We start from the raw sequence: 3042 nt of genomic DNA, 5'->3' as shown, positions 1-3042 counted from the left end.
GCTTCACATTAGAATATAGGTTAAGTCCTCGATCTATTAGTATCTGTCAGCTCCACGTGTCACCACGCTTCCACCTCAGACCTATCAACCTGATCATCTTTCAGGGATCTTACTTCCTTGCGGAATGGGAAATCTCATCTTGAGGGGGGCTTCATGCTTAGATGCTTTCAGCACTTATCCCGTCCGCACATAGCTACCCAGCGATGCCCTTGGCAGAACAACTGGTACACCAGCGGTGCGTCCATCCCGGTCCTCTCGTACTAAGGACAGCTCCTCTCAAATTTCCTGCGCCCGCGACGGATAGGGACCGAACTGTCTCACGACGTTCTGAACCCAGCTCGCGTACCGCTTTAATGGGCGAACAGCCCAACCCTTGGGACCGACTACAGCCCCAGGATGCGATGAGCCGACATCGAGGTGCCAAACCTCCCCGTCGATGTGGACTCTTGGGGGAGATAAGCCTGTTATCCCCGGGGTAGCTTTTATCCGTTGAGCGATGGCCCTTCCATGCGGAACCACCGGATCACTAAGCCCGACTTTCGTCCCTGCTCGACTTGTAGGTCTCGCAGTCAAGCTCCCTTGTGCCTTTACACTCTGCGAATGATTTCCAACCATTCTGAGGGAACCTTTGGGCGCCTCCGTTACATTTTAGGAGGCGACCGCCCCAGTCAAACTGCCCACCTGACACTGTCTCCCTGCCCGATAAGGGCAGCGGGTTAGAAGGTCAATACAGCCAGGGTAGTATCCCACCGATGCCTCCACCGAAGCTAGCGCTCCGGTTTCCAAGGCTCCTACCTATCCTGTACAAGCTGTACCAACATTCAATATCAGGCTGCAGTAAAGCTCCACGGGGTCTTTCCGTCCTGTCGCGGGTAACCTGCATCTTCACAGGTACTATAATTTCACCGAGTCTCTCGTTGAGACAGTGCCCAGATCGTTGCGCCTTTCGTGCGGGTCGGAACTTACCCGACAAGGAATTTCGCTACCTTAGGACCGTTATAGTTACGGCCGCCGTTTACTGGGGCTTCAATTCGCACCTTCGCTTACGCTAAGCGCTCCTCTTAACCTTCCAGCACCGGGCAGGCGTCAGCCCCTATACTTCGCCTTACGGCTTCGCAGAGACCTGTGTTTTTGCTAAACAGTCGCCTGGGCCTATTCACTGCGGCTTCTCGGGGCTTTAACACCCTAAGAAGCACCCCTTCTCCCGAAGTTACGGGGTCATTTTGCCGAGTTCCTTAACGAGAGTTCTCTCGATCACCTTAGGATTCTCTCCTCGCCTACCTGTGTCGGTTTGCGGTACGGGCACCTCTCACCTCGCTAGAGGCTTTTCTTGGCAGTGTGGAATCAGGAACTTCGCTACTAAATTTCGCTCGCCATCACAGCTCAGCCTTTACGGGAAACGGATTTGCCTATTTCCCAGCCTAACTGCTTGGACGCGGATATCCAATACCGCGCTTACCCTATCCTCCTGCGTCCCCCCATTGCTCAAATGGTGAGGAGGTGGTACAGGAATATCAACCTGTTGTCCATCGCCTACGCCTTTCGGCCTCGGCTTAGGTCCCGACTAACCCTGAGCGGACGAGCCTTCCTCAGGAAACCTTAGGCATTCGGTGGACGGGATTCTCACCCGTCTTTCGCTACTCATACCGGCATTCTCACTTCTAAGCGCTCCACCAGTCCTTCCGGTCTGACTTCACAGCACTTAGAACGCTCTCCTACCACTGTTCGTAAGAACAGTCCGCAGCTTCGGTGATACGTTTAGCCCCGGTACATTTTCGGCGCAGAGTCACTCGACCAGTGAGCTATTACGCACTCTTTAAATGGTGGCTGCTTCTAAGCCAACATCCTGGTTGTCTAAGCAACTCCACATCCTTTTCCACTTAACGTATACTTTGGGACCTTAGCTGGCGGTCTGGGCTGTTTCCCTTTCGACTACGGATCTTATCACTCGCAGTCTGACTCCCAAGGATAAGTCATCGGCATTCGGAGTTTGACTGAATTCGGTAACCCGGTAGGGGCCCCTAGTCCAATCAGTGCTCTACCTCCGAGACTCTTACCTTGAGGCTAGCCCTAAAGCTATTTCGGAGAGAACCAGCTATCTCCAGGTTCGATTGGCATTTCACCCCTACCCACACCTCATCCCCGCACTTTTCAACGTGCGTGGGTTCGGGCCTCCATTCAGTGTTACCTGAACTTCACCCTGGACATGGGTAGATCACCTGGTTTCGGGTCTACGACCACGTACTCATGCGCCCTATTCAGACTCGCTTTCGCTGCGGCTCCGCATCTTCTGCTTAACCTTGCACGGGATCGTAACTCGCCGGTTCATTCTACAAAAGGCACGCCATCACCCTTTAACGGGCTCTGACTACTTGTAGGCACACGGTTTCAGGATCTATTTCACTCCCCTTCCGGGGTGCTTTTCACCTTTCCCTCACGGTACTGGTTCACTATCGGTCACTAGGGAGTATTTAGCCTTGGGAGATGGTCCTCCCGGATTCCGACGGAATTTCACGTGTTCCGCCGTACTCAGGATCCACTCTGGAGAGAACAACATTTCAGTTACAGGGCTGTTACCTTCTTTGGCGGGCCTTTCCAGACCTCTTCGCTTATATCGTTCCTTTGTAACTCCGTATAGAGTGTCCTACAACCCCAAGAGGCAAGCCTCTTGGTTTGGGCTGTTCCCGTTTCGCTCGCCGCTACTCAGGGAATCGCATTTGCTTTCTCTTCCTCCGGGTACTTAGATGTTTCAGTTCCCCGGGTATGCCTTCTCATACTCTATGTATTCAAGTATGGATACTACTCCATTACGAGCAGTGGGTTTCCCCATTCGGAAATCTCCGGATCAAAGCTTGCTTACAGCTCCCCGAAGCATATCGGTGTTCGTCCCGTCCTTCATCGGCTCCTAGTGCCAAGGCATCCACCGTGCGCCCTTTCTAACTTAACCATTTCTTACTTTAGAAAGAATCACTATGTGTGATGAACTTTGCATTGCATTCAATGTGAATGTATTACTTATTGTTATCTAGTTTTCAAAGAACA

General features: G+C 52.5%; 1 rRNA gene. It reads right to left on the bottom strand.

What is annotated here, in order from left to right:
* Nucleotides 1-16: 16 nt before the first annotated feature.
* A 23S ribosomal RNA gene (locus V9K92_RS22700) occupies nt 17-2947 on the bottom strand.
* Between the last annotated feature and the right edge of the window lie 95 nt (nt 2948-3042).

It is taken from the genome of Phyllobacterium sp. CCNWLW109, assembly GCF_037203905.1.
Taxonomy (GTDB): Bacteria; Pseudomonadota; Alphaproteobacteria; order Rhizobiales; family Rhizobiaceae; genus Phyllobacterium; species Phyllobacterium ifriqiyense.
This window is presented reverse-complemented; position numbering and strand designations above follow the sequence as displayed.